Raw genomic sequence first — 19,639 nt, forward strand, 5'->3', positions numbered from 1 at the left:
CGGGCGGCTGACGCCGCCCCCGGGTGCTGCTAGGCACCCGCTCGACGTCGAGCACCCCTCGCTGCACGGACTGCACACTCCGGCCCACGCAGGCCGCCCCTGGGAGTAGATAGCCATTCAGATAATCATTCAATGGATTGCAGATGATCATTCGAATGGCATAGGGTCGGTGGACACGTTCCATTCAGAGACGAACCGTGTCGGCTTCCCACCCCCTGCCGACGGGTCTCCATCACGATGCGAAGAGGCGACGCATGACCACTCCCGGCACGGGCAACGGCTCGTCCGTCTCGCCCGGCGACCTCGGATCCTCGCCGCCGGTAACGAGAACCGCGACTCTGCTGACCGAGTTGCTCGACTTCTTCGACCGACGCTCGCTAGCCGCGGCACCGCAGAACCTCATCGTTACGCACGTCACGACCACCTACTTGTCGCGCCTTGACCTGGACGCTGCGCCCACCCCTCGGATACTGGAGCAGGAGTTGCTTGCCGCCAGCAACGCGATCATCAAGGCCGAGAACGTCAAGATCCCCAAGGGGGACGGGCGGTTGCCGCTGGCCAGACGCCTCTCCTGCTGGCAGATCGCGCAGATACTCCTGCGCCTGCACCATGTCATCAGGATCGCGCCCAACGCGAAGGACACCGACCGCGAGTACGACCTACTCGCGATGTACAACGCCACCGGAGTCAATCGCGGCACCTACACCGTGAGCGAAGACGACCTCCGCACGACTGCGAGGCGTTACGACACCCAGCTCACCCTGAACGACTTCAAAGAGGTCCTCGCGATCCTGCGTGAGGACAGCCCTCGGACCCAGCGGTGCGCGCACCGGGATCTGCTTGCCGTCAACAACGGCATCGTCTTGTACAGCACAGCCGACCGCGACATCGAGATCGGTGGCCGGACGTTCCACTTCGAGGGCAAGAAGGTCCACCGCTTCGACCCAGCCATCGTCTTTCTCTCCAAGAGCCGCGTCGACTACGTCGAGGATGCGCCTCCGCAGGTCATCACCCACCCCGAGGACGGGGACTGGGAGATCGTCGCCTGGCTAGAGGAAATGTTCGACCAGCCCGGTCAGGAAGGACTGGCCGATCTGATCTGGGAGATCATCGGCGCGATCGTCCGGCCCCATGTTCGCTGGGGCAAGACAGCGTGGTTCTACAGCGAGCGCGGCAACAACGGCAAGGGCACGCTCTGTGCCCTCATGCGCAACCTGGTCGGTGACGGTACCCACACCTCGATCCCGCTGTCCGACTTCGGCAAGGACTTCGCGCTGGAGCCACTCGTAAGGGCCAACGCGATCATCGTCGACGAGAACGACGTAGGAACACTCATCGACAAGGCCGCCAACCTCAAGGCGATCGTGACCGGCGACGTCATCCAGATCAACCGCAAGTACCGGATGCCGATCGCGTTCCAGTTCCTCGGCTTCATGGTGCAGTGCCTCAACGAATTCCCGAAAGCCAAGGACAAGTCCGAGAGCTTCTACCGCCGGCAGCTCTTCGTGCCCTTCACGAAGAGCTTCAGCGGCTCAGAACGCAAGTACATCAAGGACGACTACCTACAGCGCACAGAGGTCCTCGAGTACGCGCTGTGGTACGCGATCAATCGTGCCGGAGCCGCAGAGCCGGGGAACTACTACCAGCTCTCGGAGCCCGTGGCGACGAAGGCCGTACTCGCCGAGTACAAAGAGGTGAACGACCCGGTCAGGTCCTTCTGGGAGGAGCTCCGCGAGCTGTTCGTCTGGGACCTGTTGCCATTCCCGTTCCTCTATGACCTGTTCAAGAGCTGGTTCCTCCGGGCGTCTCCGTCCGGGTCTCTGATCAGCCGGCAACGATTCGTCTCCAGCCTCGTCGCCATCATCGACGGCGACTCCGACTGGCACTGCCCGGACAAGAACCGCAAAATCCGTCCCGGCCAGATGCTGAACAAGCCCGAGCCGATGATCGCCGAGTACGAACTGAAGAGCTGGTACGCCCCTGCCTACAAGGGCACCGACCCGCTGAAGATCGGCAAACCCCTGCTCCAGGCGAGCTACCGCGGACTACTGCGCCATGCCCTGACCGCGACAGGCGCGGCGCCCGTCCCGGCTCCGGGATCGAGCCCCGATGAGCCCTGACACGACCAGCCCCGCTCAACGGCATGAAGCCGTGCCCGGACGAGATCCCGGTTCTGCAGACCCCTAGAACGAAATGAGAGACACGATGCCTGCTACCCAAGAGAGGACCCAGCACCGGCGGCGACTCCCACCCGTCACAGCGGAGTCATCGCTGTTCACATTCTATGACATCGAGTCCTTGTCGAATGTGTTCAGCCTCGTCGCCTACACGCCGCGCCCGGACCTGGCCCGCGATGCACTCGAGGTCTTCTACCTCGTCGACGACGCCACGCTGGCCGCAGCGGTCCAGACCCACTCGCTGGTCGAGGTGATCCGCACCGGCAACCCCGGGCTGCCACAGGTCGAGGCTTCGCTGTACGACCTCCACACCATCCGAGGCAACCTGCGGCTGGCGCAACTGATGGGGCTTTCCGACGCAGAGCAGGTGTGCGATCCGGACCAGGACTCCTCATACCCCGGTGACTTGCGTCCCGTCTGTGATACCGACCCCAGCTTTGACCCGGCGGCCCACCCGTTCCTCGCCGGCTACAACTCCATGAACTACGACACGACCATGTTGGCGCTGTACCTGTCCGAGGTGTACTCCGACGTCGTCGACCACCGCGCCCGCCTGGCGTACGCACAGCAGCAACGCCGCAGTGCGAGTACGCCGCAGCGCGTCGCAGAGACCGAACAACTTCTCGTCGACGTCCTCGCACAGCGCCCACAGTTCAAGCCGATCACCGCGGCCGCGTTGCGCGGACACAACGACGAACTGTTCGATGCCAAGAACATCGAGTACATGCCCGGCTACCTCGGCTGGGACACACCTCAGGGCAAGATCCGCCGCGCGATGCTCCAGTCCGGGCGTCACCTCGACGTAGCGCGGCTCAACGAGCTGCAGCGCAAGGTCGGGCTGAAGCGCCTGCTCGGGATGCTCGGGCACCAGATCAAAGAATCCGGCAAGCTGGGCCACGACTCGATCATCACGACGCTCGAGGAGCTCTACGAACTGCTGGCCTACAACGTCGCCGACTGTTTGGGCCTCGCCCAGCTGTTCGAGCACCCGCTGTACTCCAGCGCCTTCGACCTCAAGGCCGGCCTACTGACCCAATACTCCGAGACCGTCTTCAACCGCAACGAGACGGTACGCCGCGACCGGCTGACCATCGATTCGTCCTCAGCGAAGTTCGTCGGCCGCATCCTCGCCCCGCACACGCCCCTGAACGACATCGAGAAGGTCTCGTTTGTCTACCCCGCCGCAGAAATCGCTCACGAGCGCGGAATCGCCCAGGTCAACGTGCTCGACGAATGCGTGCGGTTCTTCGAGGAGCGCGTCGCCCCCGATCGCGCCGCCAACCCAGCACAGGCGAAGGCGCACACGGACTTCCTGCAGGTCGTCGCGTACTACCGGTCGATCGAGGGGCAGAACTTCAACGACTCCGAGGAGTACAGCGAGCTGTACGGACTCCCGGTCCGGTCGCTGAAGGAGATCCCGAAGTCGCCCAACAACCTGCCCTACTTCCTGGCCGACGGGACCCCGTCGTCGTGCTTCGCGACCTTCTCCACCGGCGGGATCCACGGGGCCGAGGCCGATATCGCCGGGTTCGAGCGAGACCTCGCAGAGCACCGCGCCAGCACGATGATGCTCGGCCTGGCCCGCCACCTGTACCCCGACGCGAAAGACTTCGTCGCCGAGGCGAAGCGCCAGCACAACATGCTCGCCCTGCCAGACGGCACGTCAGTCGACAAGCGTCTCGTACTGCTCGGATCGGACCCGGCGAAGGTCAAGTACCGCAAACCCAAGAAGGACGACCCAGTCCAGGCAGAGCAACTGACGCGCGCCCAGACGCAGATCCCGGACCCCGCAGGCCTCCTGGCGGTACAACGCCCGGACCACGAAGCCCTGGACGTTGCGATCACCGACAGCATGAGTCCCGGCGGAGTGTTCGTCATCCGGGGCAAGACGGTACTGGCAAAGTCCGCGGCCACGTCGGCCGAGTACCGGACGGAGGCGGCGAAGAAGGCACCGGAGCTGTTCGTTGCGAAGGAGGACGCGTCCACCAAGCTCCACCCGAAATACGCCCGGACCTCGACCGGCCACGTCACCCACGAGGACTTCACGAGCTACTACCCGAACCTGCTGCGCAACATGAGGGCCTTCTACAACCCCGAGCTGGGAGAAGACCGCTACGCAACGATCTTCTTCGACAAGGAACGACTCGGACGCGAACTCAAGCAGCCCGGCCTCCGCGCGGCTGAGAAGGAACGCCTGACCACCTTGCGCAACGGGACGAAGCTCATCCTCAACGCCGCGTCCGGCGCAGGCGATGCATCCCACAAGAACCCGATCCGGATGAACAACCGGATCATCTCGATGCGCATCATCGGTCAGCTCTTCAGCTGGCGGATCGGCCAGGCGCAGACGCTCGCCGGTGCCCGGATCATCTCCACGAACACCGACGGTCTCTACTCCGTACTGGACCGGGAGATCAACGACCAGGTGCTCGCCGAGCAGGCAGCACTGATCGGGGTCGACATCGAACCCGAGCCGATGTTCCTCATCAGCAAAGACTCGAACAACCGGCTCGAGCTCACCGCACCCCGAGCAGAAAGCACGCTCGCCGAAAGCCGGATCATCGCTGCTTCCGGCGGCACGCTGGCCTGCCATGTGGGACCCCGTCCGGACAAGTCACTGGCCCACCCGGCCGTCGTCGACTTCGCCCTGGCCCAGTACCTGCAGGTGGTCGCCACCAGGGGAGAGGCCGCACTGTCGGAGGCCTTCGACACAGACCTCGGGCGCAAGCTCATGGGCGAGGCGATCGACCCCGAGGACCCGCTGCGAACGGCGCTGCTGTTCCAGAACGTCATCGCCGCGTCGCGCGGCTCCATCACCTACCCGTTCGCTGCGGCCCCACTGGACCCCACTGCAGGCGACGAGGGTCAGCGGATCGTGGACCCGAGGCCGCTGCAGATGGTCAACCGGGCGTTCGTCGTGCGTCACGGCACCGACGGTGCGGTCAGCCTGCTCAACGCCGGCGCCTGGAAAATCCCACCGGCCACCCAGGCGAAACGCCGACAGGGTGCTCAGCGCCCGGTACCGGATGAGATCGCCACATCGATCCTCGCCCATCACGGCTGGGCCGCGACCCGCTGGATGAACTCCCAGAACCCCCGTCTGACCCTCATCCCCGAAGACCGAGACGTCTCCACCCGCAAAATCAACGGTATCGAGCCGGCCTGGTCCATGGTCATCTGCAACGACGACCTAACTGCCCTGGGACCACCCGCCCTCATGGCAATCATCGAGGCACTCGACCTCGACGTGTACACCCAGATGCTCGCCGAGACGTTCACCAAAAACTGGATGAACACCTAGATGGGCGCCGTCAAGCGTGACGTCGACCGGTACCTGCCGAAGGAACGTCTCCCACGAGGCTTCCTTTGCCTGAAGGCCCTGTCACCCCTACGCAGCGGCCTCCACGCCCCGTTCGTCGCCGACCTGTGCGGCGATCAGTCGGTTCCCGAACCCGAGCGGCGGACAACTGAATGAAGACCGCGACCACCCGAAGACACCAACACAAGGCAGATCGATGAGCCGCGGCCTCACACGATCGAACCGCCAAAACACGACCGCCTTCGGCCGCATCACGAACCACGACCTCCTGGGCTTCGACCAAGCCGCCAGGGATCTGATACTCAACGCGATCGCGCAGGGCTGCACCGGCAGAGTCTCAGCCAAAGGCCACTGCATCCTGCGCAACAACACCGCGGAGACCGCCTCGGTACCGCGCAACATGACCGCTCCGAACAGGGCGTCCCGCAACGCCAAGGCTCAGATACGCCGGCTGCTGGCCACGCACCGCCTGGACGAGGACCCCGAACAAGACACCCTCGCCGAACCATCGGAAATACCGAGACCGATATCGATTGCCCAGGCATTCAACGACTACGCGGGGGCGTTCTCTTCGTGGCTCGACGAGCAGGCCGACGGCCTGCCGGGGGACGCCGCGATAGAAGTCCGGTTCGACCAGAGCGGCGCACCCACGTTCCGGCTGAGACCGCACCCGGCACCGGTCGCATCCGACGAGCGCCTTGCGTGTGAAGAGAAACCGAAAATTCCTATGACGACCATCCCTAAGACGTCACGCCGCCCGCACGAGAAAGAAGACGATCACCCGAGCCGCGTTCCGCAATGCGTCCGCGAGGCACGCAGCACGACGACCATCATCGCTGAGCTGCAAGCCGCGAACCAGAGCCTGCGCGCCGAACTCGAGCGCCAGCGGAACAGAGCCGACGAAGCCGAGGCACGGATCGCACTGGTCAAGGATGCCCTCGGCGTCTGAACCAGGACGCAAATCCAGCACAGCAGGTCATCACACCGAACAGGAGTACCAGGTATGCGCCGGATCCCAATGAAACGACAGCCCAACGCTGGGCCTGAGGCCGGCACGACGGAGACCCGGCAGAAGCAACTGGCGATTCCGGCAATCGTCGGCATCTGGCTCCTGTCCCTGGCCTGCCTCGCCGGCGCCTGGGCACTCCTGCGCTGACCAGCACCAAGGCCGGCCCTCCATAGACCAACGACGAAAGGAGGCAGCCGGCCAGTCCAAGGCGGCTCGCCCACGATGACCACTCTCGCCACAACCCCGCCCTCGGCCACTCGCCTCATGCCGCATCAGCAACACACCGTCGACTTCATCGTCGACCACCCATTCGCCGGTATCTGGGTAGACGTCGGCGGCGGTAAGACGCTCTCCGTCCTCAGCGCCCTGCAACGCATTCGGCCCATCGGCCACATCCTCGTGATCGCCCCCATCGCGGTTGCCCGCTCCACCTGGATCGACGAGATCGAAGACCGAGGCTTCAACATCCGCACCCGGTCACTGATCGTCGACGAACGCGACCGAAAACTCTCGCGCGAGCGACGCGTCCAACGGTTCCGGCAGGTGCTCTCCGACCCGCCGACCATGTACTTCATCAATGCGGATCTGCTCACCCAGCCGTCCCAACAAACCAGAGTGATCACACCGGTAGCGAGCAAGAAGACAGACCCGGTCATGTCTGCGGAGGCGGCCCAGATCCTGCAACTGGTGCGAACCCGAAGGATGCTCAACTACGACGAACTCGTCACCGAATACCGCGACCTGGCGGCCACAGATCCCGGCCGCCCGACCCCTGCCAAGTCCAAGATTCACACCTGGGTGCAGGAGCTACGCAACGCTTCCCTGGTCACATCGGCGTCGTGCGCCTGCCGCACCTGCTCCGGAGCCGGCTGCCCCGAATGCAGGTTCGGCCTGGTCGACCAGATGCCGATCCAAGACCTCAACGGTCAAAAGACCCTCATCTGGCCGTTCCAGACCATCATCATCGACGAGAGCCACGCATTCAGATCCCACTCCTCAAACCGATTCAACGCACTCAAGGCCGTGCGCCCAGCAGTCACCCGGCTGATCGAGCTCACCGCCACCCCAGCGCCGAACGGCCTCGAGGGCCTGTGGAGCCAGGCCTACCTCCTCGACCAAGGCAGGGCTCTGGGGACCGATATCGACGCGTACCACCAACGCTGGTTCACCCCGACGGTCATCCCGGACTCCAAAGCGCCCCCGAAATGGAAGCCCAAGCCGGGCGCCGAGCAGGAAATCCAGCAGGCCATCGCACACCTCGTGATGAGCGCCCAGAACACGTCAATCAAGCTGCCGCCACTCATCGTGGAGGACGTCCACGTCCGCCTACCTCCCGACCTGATGACTGCCTACCGGGAGTTCAAGCGCGACCTCATCGTCCAGATCGTCAGCCAAGCGGCGCTGCAGAAAGCCGAGCTCGCCTACGCCGACTGGCTGCGAAACTCCGCCGAGCCCGAAGCCCAAACGATCCGCACACACCTGGCGACACTGACCGGCGACGACCTACGCGACGCCTACACGACGTGCCGCCAAGCAACGATCGGCAAGTTCCTCCACCAACCCGACGAGCACCTCGTCCGCACAGTCGTCGCCGACAACCGGGGCGTGCTGATCAGCAAGCTCATGCAGTTCGCCTCCGGCACCCTCTACACCTCCGACCCTGACGACCCGAGCACCAAAGGCCAGTACGAGATCATCCACGACGAGAAGATCCAGAAAACCTCGCACCTGATCCGCCAGAACGCCGGAGAACCCGCGCTGGTCGCCTATCACTTCAAGTCGGACAAGGAACAGCTGCACACCCGTCTGAACAAGACAGGCATCCCTACCGAGGTATTCGACGGCTCGCGCACGATGATCCGCCGCTGGAACGCCAAGGACATCCCGGCGATGCTGATCCACCCGGCTTCGGCCGGCGCCGGCCTGAACCTCCAGCGCGGCGGCTCCACGCTGATCTGGTACACGCTGCCGTTCCTGCTCGACTACTACCAGCAGACCATCGGCAGGGTGTACCGCCCCGGGCAGACCAAGCCGGTGAAGGTCTACCGGATCATCACCGCCGGCACGCAAGACGAGCGTATGCCGGGGGTCTTGTCCACCAAGCGGCAGATCCAGGACAGGCTCCTCCGGTACGTCGACGTCGACAAGGCTCTACTCGCCGCACTCGACGACGAGATCCGAAGTGACCTCAACGACCTCTGGTCCACCCTGCGGCTCTGAGGCTCAGCTCGTGTGCAGCAACCGCCAGGGTCGGCTCTGCCCAGCCGGCGGAGCCGACCCTGGCGAACAGCGCAACCGACAGGAGATCACGACGATGCCCAAGACCAGAAAATCAGGCAACCCGGCTAAAGCAGCCGGAGGCCCGCAGCGATGGACCCGATTCGTCCAGCACGAGAACACCACCACCGGCGAGCAGGTCTGGCAGAACAGCCGCTACATGGTGCTGGTCGCCACTCGCAACGACCGAACCGTTCGATGGGGCGGACTCGAAGGTACCCATGATGCCCACCTGTCGTTTCGCCGCCGCGACAGACAGCCCGAACCGATCACCTGGCGAGACATGCAACGGATCAAGTCCGAGTTGTGCGGGTCAGACGCCGAAGCCCTCGAGTGTTTCCCTGCCGAGTCACGACTGATCGACGGCAGCAACCAACGTCACCTATGGGTCTGGCGGGCAGGCAATCTGAACAGTCCACAGTTGGGCTGGTACAGCGGCCGCGCAGTGCTGGACGAAGCACTGTCCGAGACCGACGCCGCCACCGTCGCGCCGCTCGTCACCGTGCACGGAGGCAAGCTGTCCAACGCTCGGCAGAACCCCTTCGAAGACGGCACCGACGCCAACCTGAACCACCAAGGCGTGATCTGGTCATGACACATCAATTGACCCAGCTTCACCACCTGCAACAGCGGAGGTGCGACCGTGCGTAACTTCACGTCCAGAAGCAACAATGACAACGCGGCCTCAGATCAATCGCCGCCGTCCAAGCCCGCAGATACAGGCGTTGCCTTCGATGATACGGCTTCAGCTGATGACCTATCAGCCACCGGAATTCTCAAGAAATCAATTTCTGACATGGTCGGCCCGCACGGAATTCGCAGCATTACGTTCGTCGAGCCCCAGGAAATCGTCGATGCGCGTGCTCACATCCGGCACCGTGAAAACAATTTCATGCACGTCACCGATGGCACCCCAGACGGCTGCCTGTGTGGTTACCGCGCTCAGCATGCCCCTCCGAAAAGGGCGCCTGACTGTCCTGTCTGTCAGCTCCTGGACTGCTAACACGCGCGCCTTCATGAATGCAATATTTCGCCGTGGGCATCGCCAGTGACGAGCGTGCCGGCAACATAGCCTGAGTGCCGAAACTGCGTGCACCAGATGCGCTCCGTGAGCGGCTGCCCGGGCCGGAACTCACGGCTGGCGATCTGTCCGGCGGTCAAGAGGTCGCCCAGTCCGGTGCGGATGCCGGTGCACATGCGCGGCGCCATCTGTCGAGACGGTTTCACAATTCTCCACAAACCGTCACGGTCCGTATTCGCGCCAAAACTCACTGCGCATTTGATCAAATGTGGCCGAGCCTGCCTGGACCGGCAGATGCGATTGTGTATCCCACATACCTGGCAATGGCCGTGCGGATGCACGTGCATGTGCGGGTGCTGACGCTTGTGCGCGTGCATTCAAGGCAGTTGACAACCGGGTGTATGCGCGTTGCAGGTTCGTGCAATCGAGACCGATTGGTCTTGATTTGGTCTATTGCCGGAGGCAATGATGGTCGGCCTATTCATGGATTCGGAGGTTAGTTGCTGAGGACATCCAAGGTTCCGGAGTTGGTTTTCCACATGTCCTCTCTGCCTCGAGGCGGCTGCTGCTTGCAGCAGCTGGGGATCTCGTGGATGGCAGTGCCGCGGTCTGTATACAACACGCCCACGTGTGTACCGGCCCGGAGACGCTCAGGCGATCGAACAGCTCGACGGGGGTCGGGAAGCGATGCTCAAGCAGTGCCGACGTAGTTATCCACAGATCCACAATTTTCCTCCGCGACGGGCAGGAGGAGTGGATAGTCTTCTGTTGCTGGTTCACCGGCCAGTGGGGGGAGCAGGGAGGGGGGCCGAGACGGCTACTAGACGGGAGGTGGTTGCCGTGCGAAACGGCAGTTGTCAGCGGGTGGTCCGGACCAGACAGTCTGATGACGGGTTCAACGAACGGATCCACGAAACCGGTCATCGACGAGTTTGCATCGGGTTTCACCGCACTCCGCGACCGTGCGCGTGAAGGGGGCGCGCCGATGAGCAATCTGCAGCCCGAGGCACCCAGCCCGAGCGAATTCCAGGGTTACAACAGGGCCCGCTGCCTTATGTGGTGCCATGAGGCCCGGGTCCGGGTGTTCGAGCGTCTCGACAAGGAGACGGCTTTCGTCAGAGACACCTCGGTCGAGGCCGTCCACGTCGACAACACCAAGCTGGCCGATCGGGTCTTCCTGACGGCATTCGACGATGAAGGCCGCGTTGTCAGCGGCGACACCCTTTACAACGACGAGCCCGATCAGCGACTGGAGGTCGCGTCGGAGTTCGACCACGACTTCACTCACATGGAAGTCCCACCGGGGTCGGACCTTGAGAAGGTTGTTGCCCGCGAGGACGGCTGGGTCGTCAACATGGAAGTGGTGCGGGAATACGACGTCGTCGACGATCGCCGGAAGACGCAGCGTGCCGTGGTACTCGCGCATCTGCCTGACCTGATGAAACGGGGCGAGGCTCGCGGCTTCCTGCTCGGCCAGGACGAGCCCGACGAGGAGGCTGATGCCGAGTGAGACAGCCGTTGCTGCCGTTCGCCTGCCGACCCAGAAGACCCGCCCGGATGCACTGAGCCCGGCGGGTCTCCTACATTTGGGCGGCTCGGGCGCCGTGCGGCGTCTACGGCGACGATCAGCGCAGCTGATCCGGAAGGGGGAGAGCAAAGGGTGACCGCAGCAGCACGAGGATGCTGTCGACAACGTCCGGATGAATGTGGACGGTTGCAGCGGACCGACTGACGTCGGTCTCGGGTGCGATGTGGTGCGGCGTCGGAGCCGGCCGAGTGGTCCACGCCCGCAAGCTTGCGGCGGCATGCCGGATTGCTCCTCCATCAACCGCTGCCATCACGCCGGACAGTCGTCCGATGCGCGGGTGTCGATGCCACTCACCTCGTGAATGCCGGACGAAGGAACAGCGATGGACGAGCGGTGTATCGGGCCTGGCTTCTGGGAGATCGACGGGTTCCGTGTCGAGCGCCGAGCCAGGCTCTGGGGCGTGTACCTATCACCCAACACTGAGCCGGTGTTCGAGCATCGCACGCTCAAGTGGTGCCGGCAGTTCGTCGCGGACGGTATGGCGCATGACGCACTGACCGACAGACGTCGGCGATAGCCCTCCCCGGAACCCGCGTATCGACACCTTGTTGACATGACTCTTGCCATGGGCACCGAGCTCGTCGGCCGCAGCGGGAAGCCAGCAGTGAAGACTGCCGCCTAGATCAAGCCCAGGCTCCGAGTGCTGCCAGCCGGGGCCGGCGCACTGACTGCGGCTCCTGATTACCGAGCTGCATGTACCTGCCCGAGACCTGAATGACGTCGACCATCGGCGTCGGACCTACCTCTCCCCAGGTCCCCACTTGCCGTTGGCATTCTCCAACGCTGCTGGACGCCAAGCCGGTTGGGTTCGCCTGAGCCGGGAGGCGGTCCAGTTCCCCGATAGCGCCAGGTCACCCGATCTGAGCCGAGATCGACGCGGCAGTAGCTGAGCTCCGACGTGCTCCCTGTTTTAAGACCCAGACCAGCGAATCCACCTAGAAGGAGCGCCATCATGGCCAACTATTCAATCTCTGCCGCCCAGCTCAGCGAGGGGGAAATCGTCCTCATCCGCGGCAAGCTCGGCTTCTCCCGCCTGACCCGACTCATCGACGGCGCCCAGCTCGAGGCATCTGACGCGCGCAAGGTCCAGAGCGGCGGGATCGCTGTTGGGAAGCCTCACACCTCGGCGACCATCACCCATGCCGAGGTGATCTGCAAGGATGCGGACAATCCCACGGTGGAGGAGCGTTACGTCGCCGAGCGACGCTTCGCGTCTGCCAAGCACCCGGATACCGGTGCGAACTACTCGATCGACAGCAAGGGCGGCCTGCCGGGCATTGCAGTCCCCGGTGATGGCGGCAAGGTGGTTCCGGACGACTCCGGCAGGGAACTGGCCCAGGGCCTCGACGTGACGCTAGTGCTGCGCGTCTTCAAGCCCAAGGGGTACGCCAACCGCGGGCTGTCGCTCGATACGGTGATTGTCAACGAGCCTGTTCGTTACTACGTGGGCAACACCAACGCTGCCGAGCTCGCCGCTCGTGGCATCGTCTTCGCCGCGCCGCCGCAGAGTGTGCAGGCGGCCGCGGCTCCCGGGTCTGAGCAGCACGGGGCTGTGGCCACGGCTGTCGACGACGGAACCGGCACCGTGATCGACGAGAACGGCTTCGCGCTGCCTGGCCCATCGGCCCATCAGCCGCAGCAGGCCGCACCGGCCACCGCGGCGGCGCCCAACTCGGTGCCCGCTTCGCAGGCAACCGCGCCGGCGGCGCAGCAGGAAGAGACTCTCGAGGCCAAGCTCGCGCGGCTGGAGGCGGAGAACTCGGCGCTCAAGGACGCCGGGTCCGCCATCGGCACTCCGTTCGCACTGACCGCTCCGGCAAGCCCGTGGAGTGACGACTCCCCGGCAGGCGAGACCGCGGGGATCACCTATCAGGGCTGAATCCCCGACGACCGATATGGCCCCTGCACCGAACATTCCTGCAGGGGCCATGTCATGCCTGCTCGCTTCGTCGAGTCCGCTGCCGTCCTTCAGGAAAGATCTCGATGACGCTTGACGATCCCCGCATCAGGTTCGCCGACTTCTATGCCAACCCGGCGGTTCGCGCGCTTGCGGGCGCTGCCCGGTGGACGATCTCCGGCAGCCTCGGCGATGACCCTGACGATCCGACGACCACACGTAAAGCACCCATCGACCTGCGCGCGCTGCTCGACCGCAACTGGCTGCGAGGTGCCTGGACGCTCGACGAGCAGTGTCTCGTGGTGCTCGACGAGCTCACCGACAGGCTCCCGGCGGCTACCAACACTGCCTTCTACCTGCGTGCGCTGACCGACGGCCTCATGGTGATCGACATCGAGCCAGATTGCCCGCCGGAGGTCGCCGCCCAGCTGCTCGCACTACCTGCCGTCCTGTACCGCGAGCAGTCGATGTCCGGGCTGGGTTTCCACGTCGTGACTGCGCTGCCGGACAACTTCCATGCGTTTCCTGTCGCCGCCGGCAAACGGGTGCTCCGCGAGGAGCACGGCTGGTACGAGATCTTGCTCGACCATTGGGTGACGTTCACCCGCAGTCCGCCTGCACCCGATGTCCTGGCCCGGGCCACGGCGGGGCCGGCAGGGCAGTTCTCCACGGTCGAAGACCTGTACGCCTTCCTGGCCCAGAATGCGCGAGTCCCTTCGGCGTCCGCAGCCGACGTCGACACCGGCGTCGAGGCCCCGGACATTCCGGGTGGAGCACAGATCGTCAGACAGACGGTTGCCGGCGCACGCCGCAGGTTCAAGACCCTCGACGACTTCGACGGCGACCACTCGCGTCACGAATTTTCAGTTCTCGGCACGCTCCACCACCAGCTGCTCAATCACCTGGTCGAGCACATGTCCGTCGGCCGGAGCTTCTCCAGCAGCGACCGGGCCTGGCTGCTGTTCCAGGCAGCTCAGCAAGTGATTCCACCGCGCGCGAAGCACAACGAGCGCCGCAACGGGCGCCCGTTCCTGCTCGACCGCGCCGCGGCGATGGTCGCGCAGCCGACGTCCGACTCCTGACCTCCCTGTCAGCCCACCACAGAAAGCATCCTCACTATGCGCTTCAACGACACGCTGTCCGAGGTCATCCAACTGGACCTCGAGATGAATATTGTTCCCGCCCTGATGGGCGAGCCCGGCATCGGCAAGTCCTCCTGGGTCGAGGCGCTGGCCTACTCGATGAACACAAGGGCCTTCGTGCTGCCGTGCAACCAGCTCGCTGACAAGGCAGACCTCACGGGTGCGCGTCTCGTGCCGACCAACGGTGGGTCCTACAAGCAGGTCTTCTACCCCCACCACGTCATCCAGGACTGCATCGACTATGCCGAGGCGAACCCGCGCGAGTGGCCGATCCTGTTCCTCGACGAGATCAACCGAACCACCGCCGACGTTACGTCCGGCGCGCTGACCTTGGTCACGCTGCGCTGCATGGGGCACGTCGAACTGCCGAAGAACGTCCGCATCATCGTGGCTGGCAACGACAAGGGCAACGTCACCACGCTCGACGAGGCCAGCCTGTCCCGCTTCTCGATCTACCGGGTCGAACCCGAGGCCGCGACGCTCATGAACATCCTCGGTGACGACCTCAACCCGTGGGTGAGGAAGGTCCTGACGCAGTATCCGGCACTCGTCTTCCAGAAAGCTGTGTCGGGCATCGCCGCAACTGACGGACCCGACGATGACGACGATGCCACCACTTCGTCATTCGCCGAGCTGTTCGACTCCGGCGAGGAGATGAACCAGCTGACCACGCCGCGAACGATCGACAGCCTGTCGCGCTGGCTGAACAAGGCCAGCCGTGACCAGTTGTCGCGCTACCTGGCCACGCCGACAACGATCGGCGACCGTGAGACCTACGTCCTGAACGAGGTGATCGAATCGCATGTGGGCAACACGGCGTTCGCTGTGCAGGTCGTTGCGGTCATCGCCGAAGACCTTGCTAGCGGGGCCGGCCAGGCGGTGTCCAACCAAGTCGTTGTCCCGAAGCCGAACTGCTACGCAGAGCTCAAAGCCGCACAGTCCGTGACGGACCTGTCGGCGCTGATCGCGGACCTGACCGACTCTGACAAGTCCGGTTCGCTGCTCTACGCGCTCAGGGATCACGAGGACAACACCCGGCTGATCGAACAGCTCGCCCAGGCGACGAACCAGATCGAGACGGCTCATATGCGGACCCTGTTCGAGATGCTCTCTGCTGCCCAGGCGGATACCCAGAACGTCGAGGCCTTCCTCAACAGTGGGACACCGGTGGCCGAAAGGGTCAAGCCGATGATCTCGGCGTTCCTGTGATCGAGGCCTGCTCACCGGATACCCCGCAAGGAGGGGCCAGTCATCATGACAATCACCGTTTCCAACCAGAAGCCGGCCGTGCTCGACCCAGTCCACACGATCTCGTGCAAGGGTGACTACGATCCACTGCCCGTCCTCGGATCTGTCGTCGTGGACCCGCTGCGAACGCCACTCAACCCCGGCGCCCCGGCGAGCATCACGGATGCGCACGGCAACGACATCGGGCCGGATATCGAGCAACTGCTCATGTCCTGCCTTGCCGAGACCGTGCAGCCGGCGGCTGAGCAGACCATGAAGGAGATCCTTGGTCAGACCCTGGTCAGCTACGACCAGGGGACGACCCTGCCGGTGGGCGAACTGTTCGCTGCCCAGGCAGGGCGGGCACACAAGCTACCTGCTCCCAGCCGGACGGTCATCTACACCGCGCACCAAGACGTGATTCCCGCCGCCAAGGCGCTCTTGTCAGGATCCGGCGACAGCAACGAGTTCTTTGCGGCCCTCGCCTACGCCTATCACCCGGACACGCTCGGATTCTGGTTCCAGTCTGCAGCCGCATTCGACGACTTCAAGGCCTGGCTCACCGTTCAGACCCAGGCCATGAGCGCCGCGCTGCCAGTTCAGACGGTCCGGCTGCTCGGCGACTTTGCCGCGCTGCCGCTCAAAGGCCTGACCGAGTCGCTTCAGCTGCGCGTCGACGATGCCGACGGCAACGACGAATTCTCGTTCGCGCGGGCAATCGTGCACATGCTGATGCTCTACGTCGAACAGCAGCGTGCGGGTGCAACGCTTCAGCAGGGGGTGGCGACAGGCTGCTCGGCCGGTGTCTTGCCCTTCACTATCGGAGAGCTGTTTTGCCCGCGGTCGCTCGTGCTGGTGAACGTTGAAGTGCATGCCCGGGCGCGTGCCAACAAGATCACCGCCGAGTGGATGATCATCAACCAGGCCCTCGCTGCGCCGGTGAAGGTCGTCTCAAATCAAGCGTTGTCGAAGCTCACGACCCTGCAGCGCGCGACAGCCCGGGCCAAGGTTCTGGCCGGCGCACAGCAGACTGGCTGGCCGACAGGCCGGGCCGCCCGGGTGATGTTCCGTAAACAGCCGCCCTCGAAGGTCGACCTGTTCGCAGCGCTCACCCGGGTGCTGAAACGGATGGGCAAGGTCAATCGGTCCCAGAACATCTTCCGCAGGTCGAAGACCACATTTCTGAAGGCGAACCGCCGTGATCCCGACGACTTCAACAAGGCCGGCCGGATCACCAGCGTGAGCTATATGCCCGACCTCCACCTCTATGTCGACACCTCCGGGTCGATCAGTGAGGCGAACTATCAGGAGGCGGTGCTGATGCTCATCAGGATCGCGAAGAAGCTCAACGTCAATCTGTACTTCAACTCGTTCAGCAGCGTGCTCTCGGAGGAGACGTTGCTGAAGGTGGAGAACAAGTCCGTCACCCACATCTGGCGGGAGTTCCGCAGGGTCCCGAAAGTCAACGGTGGAACCGACTACCTCCAGATTTGGCGCTACATCAACGCCAGCGCGGTCCGCAAGCGCCGGCTGAGTCTGGTCATCACCGACTTCGAGTGGACTCCACCCTCGACCCGTGAGGACCACCCAGCCAACCTCTACTACGCGCCGTGCGGAGCCATGGACTGGGACTCCATGGTCAGCAACGCGAAGCAGTTCACGAGGGCCATGCAGCACATCGACGCGGCCACCGCGCAACGACTGCTGGGAATGATCGCCTGAGCCTTCGCTCCCCAACGACGGTGCTGCCCACTCGGGCGGCACCGTCGTCCCGTCTCGCCACATTTCACCCGCGAAGGAGCACGATCAATGGGCCTCCAGAACTTCACAGGCCGTCCCGACGATGACACGGGTTCGCCGAGTGGACCCGGTGGCCCGTCCGGCTTCGCTGTCGGTCTGCCTATCGGAGACGACGAGGACACCAACGGCAATGTCGTTGAAGAGATGCTCATCGACTACAACGAGAAGTACCGAAACGCTGAGCCCACGCTGTTCCGCGACAGGCTGACCGAGCAGATGCTCTCGATACTCATCGGAAGGACCAAGCCCAACGCGCTGCTGGTCGGTCCCGCCGGTGTCGGCAAGACCAAAATCGTCGAAGACATTGCCCGGCGCATTGCCCTTGGCGACACCCTCATCCCGGATCAGCTCAGGAACCACACGGTCTACGAGCTGCCACTCTCGAATCTCGTCGCCGGATCCTCGCTGGTAGGTGCGCTCGAGGAGAAGGTGAAGGCGGTCGTCACCTATGCCTCGGATCCTATGAACAAGGTCATCTTGTTCATGGACGAGATCCATCAGCTCACCACCAGATCCGACGGTGGCACCTACGGGAAAGTCGCGCAGATCCTCAAGCCCGCCCTGGCACGCGGCGACATGATTGTCATCGGTGCCACGACCATGCAGGAAGCGCGCTCTCTCGACGACGACCCCGCGTTCAAACGCCGCTTCTCCCGGCTCATCGTCGATGAAATCACGCCCGAGCAGACAGGAACCGTGCTGGAGAAGATCCGGCCCGGCCTGCTGGCTCACTACGGGTACCAGATCAGCGTCACCGACAACGTTCTGGCCACCGTGGTCCGGATAGCCGACGCGAACTCGCACCTGGGGTCCCACCGACCCGACAATGCGATCACGCTGCTGGACCGGGCGATGGCCAACCGAGTCCTCGAGCAGAAACGGCTCATTGCTGTGGCGAGTGCGGCCGGTGATACCGCAGCCGTGCAGGCACTCCAAGCGATCCCGTGCGTGCCGCTCACCGAGACCCGGGTTGTCGACGTTGCTCGTCAGCTTGTCACCGGCAACGCGATGAAGAACGTCTTCGACGTCGCGTTGTTGAGCGCCGCTCTGACCGAGCGGCTGCAAGGCCAGGACTCTGTGCTCACCACCCTGGTCGACCAGATCGCGCGTGAGCAGCTGGAGGTGTTCCCGCGCACAGCACCAGTGGCCTGGCTGTTCGCCGGCGCTTCCGGGGTCGGCAAGACCGAGACCGCCAAGGTGATCTCCGAGCACCTGGCCGGCCAGGAGCCGATCGTGCTGAACATGACCGAGTATCACCACGACTCGTCCATCTCCCGGATCATCGGCGCACCTCCCGGCTACATCGGGTCAGACTCGAACGCCGAACTGCCGTTCGATTCGCTCGAATCCAATCCGCACAGGGTCATCCTGCTCGACGAGTTCGAGAAGGCCGACCGAGCTGTGCAGCGCCTGTTCCTTCAGGCCCTCGACGAGGGCTTCATCACCACGGCACGAGGCAAGCGGATCGACTTCTCCAAGGCGTTCGTCATCGCGACAACCAACGCAGCCCGCGACGTCCTTGACGGCCAGCAGGTCGGCTTCGGCGGTAGCCCGAAGGCCGTTTCGAACCGCAGCCTCAAGGCAGCACTCGCGCAGTTCTTCGACGCCGAGCTGCTCGGTCGCTTCTCGACGATCGTCGGCTTCAACCCCATCGACGAGCAGACCTACCGCGACGTCCTGACCGCGCACTACGCGCATCAACGGGGACAAGCCGTCGATGCTAAGCCTCGGCTCAACCACGTCCTCCCCGCAGCGCTCCCGGACGCCGAGCTGTCTGCCATGTCCGAGCGAACCTTCGTACCCAGCCATGGGGCTCGTCCCGCTGCGCGTGCGATCAGGGGCTGGATCGAAGACGCCCTGATCGCCGCACAGACGACACCCCCGATCACCGCGGCACAGCAAGTTGCTCCCGCCCCGGACGACCCCGAGCTGAGCGACTGAACATCAGCTGAAAGCAACAGTCCGGACGCTCGGGTACGTGCGCGGTCCTGGCGTAATCCACCGCGCGCTGCCTTCGGCGCGCGGTGCCCGGGGCCTCACGGCCCCGACGGGTGGGAACACGAGGCATCTGCCCACCTCTTCGCGAACCCTTCCCGGCTCGGCTCGCCGAGTCGCACCCGGTGGTCACCGCCTGCTCCTTCGCAAGCAGGAAGGAACATCGCCGGCCCCTTTTCGCGCAGCA

At 64.2% G+C, this 19,639-nt stretch carries 15 protein-coding genes; 13 read left to right on the plus strand and 2 right to left on the minus strand.

Annotation, left to right across the window (positions count from 1 at the left end; all coding sequences use genetic code 11):
- Window positions 1-254 precede the first annotated feature (254 nt).
- The 6 genes from A3ES_RS46045 (at window position 255) to A3ES_RS0102960 (ending at window position 9,377) form a co-directional block, all read left to right on the plus strand.
- Window positions 255-2,120 (plus strand): DNA primase family protein, encoded by a 1,866-nt coding sequence (locus tag A3ES_RS46045; RefSeq protein WP_020385276.1) that lies wholly within the window; start codon window positions 255-257, stop codon window positions 2,118-2,120.
- An 85-nt stretch (window positions 2,121-2,205) separates the two neighbouring features.
- A complete protein-coding gene (locus A3ES_RS0102935) occupies window positions 2,206-5,478 on the plus strand; it encodes a hypothetical protein (RefSeq protein ID WP_020385277.1) in 3,273 nt (1,090 codons plus the stop codon).
- Between the two features lie 214 nt (window positions 5,479-5,692).
- The gene (locus A3ES_RS0102945) at window positions 5,693-6,445 is read left to right on the plus strand and encodes a hypothetical protein (RefSeq protein WP_020385279.1); all 753 of its coding nucleotides are present in this window, start codon (window positions 5,693-5,695) and stop codon (window positions 6,443-6,445) included.
- A 69-nt stretch (window positions 6,446-6,514) separates the two neighbouring features.
- Entirely contained in the window at window positions 6,515-6,652 is a 138-nt protein-coding gene (locus A3ES_RS53735) for a hypothetical protein (RefSeq protein WP_020385280.1), read from the plus strand.
- 75 nt (window positions 6,653-6,727) lie between these two features.
- Entirely contained in the window at window positions 6,728-8,725 is a 1,998-nt protein-coding gene (locus A3ES_RS55390) for a DEAD/DEAH box helicase (protein WP_020385281.1), read from the plus strand.
- A gap of 94 nt (window positions 8,726-8,819) precedes the next feature.
- Window positions 8,820-9,377, plus strand: coding sequence for a DUF7694 domain-containing protein (locus A3ES_RS0102960; protein WP_157630299.1), 558 nt, complete (start codon window positions 8,820-8,822; stop codon window positions 9,375-9,377).
- A gap of 189 nt (window positions 9,378-9,566) precedes the next feature.
- Here A3ES_RS0102960 and A3ES_RS53745 read toward each other — a convergent pair whose 3' ends face one another.
- Both A3ES_RS53745 and A3ES_RS0102965 read right to left on the minus strand, forming a co-directional pair.
- Complete coding sequence (locus A3ES_RS53745; RefSeq protein ID WP_157630300.1) at window positions 9,567-9,731, minus strand: hypothetical protein; 165 nt, start codon at window positions 9,729-9,731, stop codon at window positions 9,567-9,569.
- Window positions 9,732-9,796: 65 nt separating this feature from the next.
- Window positions 9,797-9,991, minus strand: coding sequence for a hypothetical protein (locus tag A3ES_RS0102965; protein ID WP_020385283.1), 195 nt, complete (start codon window positions 9,989-9,991; stop codon window positions 9,797-9,799).
- A gap of 797 nt (window positions 9,992-10,788) precedes the next feature.
- Here A3ES_RS0102965 and A3ES_RS0102970 point away from each other — a divergent pair.
- The 7 genes from A3ES_RS0102970 to A3ES_RS0103000 all read left to right on the plus strand — a co-directional run bounded on the left by A3ES_RS0102970 (window position 10,789) and on the right by A3ES_RS0103000 (window position 19,398).
- Window positions 10,789-11,313, plus strand: coding sequence for a hypothetical protein (locus A3ES_RS0102970; protein WP_063745917.1), 525 nt, complete (start codon window positions 10,789-10,791; stop codon window positions 11,311-11,313).
- A gap of 400 nt (window positions 11,314-11,713) precedes the next feature.
- The gene (locus tag A3ES_RS0102975) at window positions 11,714-11,908 is read left to right on the plus strand and encodes a hypothetical protein (RefSeq protein ID WP_020385285.1); all 195 of its coding nucleotides are present in this window, start codon (window positions 11,714-11,716) and stop codon (window positions 11,906-11,908) included.
- 435 nt (window positions 11,909-12,343) lie between these two features.
- Window positions 12,344-13,270: a hypothetical protein gene (locus tag A3ES_RS0102980; RefSeq protein ID WP_020385286.1), complete on the plus strand. Its 927-nt coding sequence runs from the start codon at window positions 12,344-12,346 to the stop codon at window positions 13,268-13,270.
- A gap of 104 nt (window positions 13,271-13,374) precedes the next feature.
- A complete protein-coding gene (locus A3ES_RS0102985; protein ID WP_020385287.1) occupies window positions 13,375-14,370 on the plus strand; it encodes a hypothetical protein in 996 nt (331 codons plus the stop codon).
- Window positions 14,371-14,406: 36 nt separating this feature from the next.
- Complete coding sequence (locus A3ES_RS0102990) at window positions 14,407-15,639, plus strand: AAA family ATPase (protein WP_020385288.1); 1,233 nt, start codon at window positions 14,407-14,409, stop codon at window positions 15,637-15,639.
- A gap of 45 nt (window positions 15,640-15,684) precedes the next feature.
- Window positions 15,685-17,379, plus strand: coding sequence for a vWA domain-containing protein (locus A3ES_RS0102995; RefSeq protein WP_020385289.1), 1,695 nt, complete (start codon window positions 15,685-15,687; stop codon window positions 17,377-17,379).
- Window positions 17,380-17,466: 87 nt separating this feature from the next.
- Window positions 17,467-19,398, plus strand: a complete 1,932-nt coding sequence (locus A3ES_RS0103000) for an AAA family ATPase (protein WP_020385290.1) — start codon at window positions 17,467-17,469, stop codon at window positions 19,396-19,398.
- Window positions 19,399-19,639: the final 241 nt, after the last annotated feature.

Source organism: Kribbella catacumbae DSM 19601, from assembly GCF_000372465.1.
Taxonomy (GTDB): Bacteria; Actinomycetota; Actinomycetes; order Propionibacteriales; family Kribbellaceae; genus Kribbella; species Kribbella catacumbae.

Coding starts and splice junctions, on each gene's coding strand:
- A3ES_RS0102995 (WP_020385289.1), top strand. CDS start 15,685: ATGACAATCACCGTTTCCAACCAGAAGCCGGCCGTGCTCGACCCAGTC.
- A3ES_RS0102980 (WP_020385286.1), top strand. CDS start 12,344: ATGGCCAACTATTCAATCTCTGCCGCCCAGCTCAGCGAGGGGGAAATC.
- A3ES_RS53735 (WP_020385280.1), top strand. CDS start 6,515: ATGAAACGACAGCCCAACGCTGGGCCTGAGGCCGGCACGACGGAGACC.
- A3ES_RS0102945 (WP_020385279.1), top strand. CDS start 5,693: ATGAGCCGCGGCCTCACACGATCGAACCGCCAAAACACGACCGCCTTC.
- A3ES_RS0103000 (WP_020385290.1), top strand. CDS start 17,467: ATGGGCCTCCAGAACTTCACAGGCCGTCCCGACGATGACACGGGTTCG.
- A3ES_RS0102965 (WP_020385283.1), bottom strand. CDS start 9,991: ATGGCGCCGCGCATGTGCACCGGCATCCGCACCGGACTGGGCGACCTC.
- A3ES_RS0102975 (WP_020385285.1), top strand. CDS start 11,714: ATGGACGAGCGGTGTATCGGGCCTGGCTTCTGGGAGATCGACGGGTTC.
- A3ES_RS0102970 (WP_063745917.1), top strand. CDS start 10,789: ATGAGCAATCTGCAGCCCGAGGCACCCAGCCCGAGCGAATTCCAGGGT.
- A3ES_RS0102960 (WP_157630299.1), top strand. CDS start 8,820: ATGCCCAAGACCAGAAAATCAGGCAACCCGGCTAAAGCAGCCGGAGGC.
- A3ES_RS0102990 (WP_020385288.1), top strand. CDS start 14,407: ATGCGCTTCAACGACACGCTGTCCGAGGTCATCCAACTGGACCTCGAG.
- A3ES_RS53745 (WP_157630300.1), bottom strand. CDS start 9,731: ATGCTGAGCGCGGTAACCACACAGGCAGCCGTCTGGGGTGCCATCGGT.
- A3ES_RS0102985 (WP_020385287.1), top strand. CDS start 13,375: ATGACGCTTGACGATCCCCGCATCAGGTTCGCCGACTTCTATGCCAAC.
- A3ES_RS55390 (WP_020385281.1), top strand. CDS start 6,728: ATGACCACTCTCGCCACAACCCCGCCCTCGGCCACTCGCCTCATGCCG.
- A3ES_RS46045 (WP_020385276.1), top strand. CDS start 255: ATGACCACTCCCGGCACGGGCAACGGCTCGTCCGTCTCGCCCGGCGAC.
- A3ES_RS0102935 (WP_020385277.1), top strand. CDS start 2,206: ATGCCTGCTACCCAAGAGAGGACCCAGCACCGGCGGCGACTCCCACCC.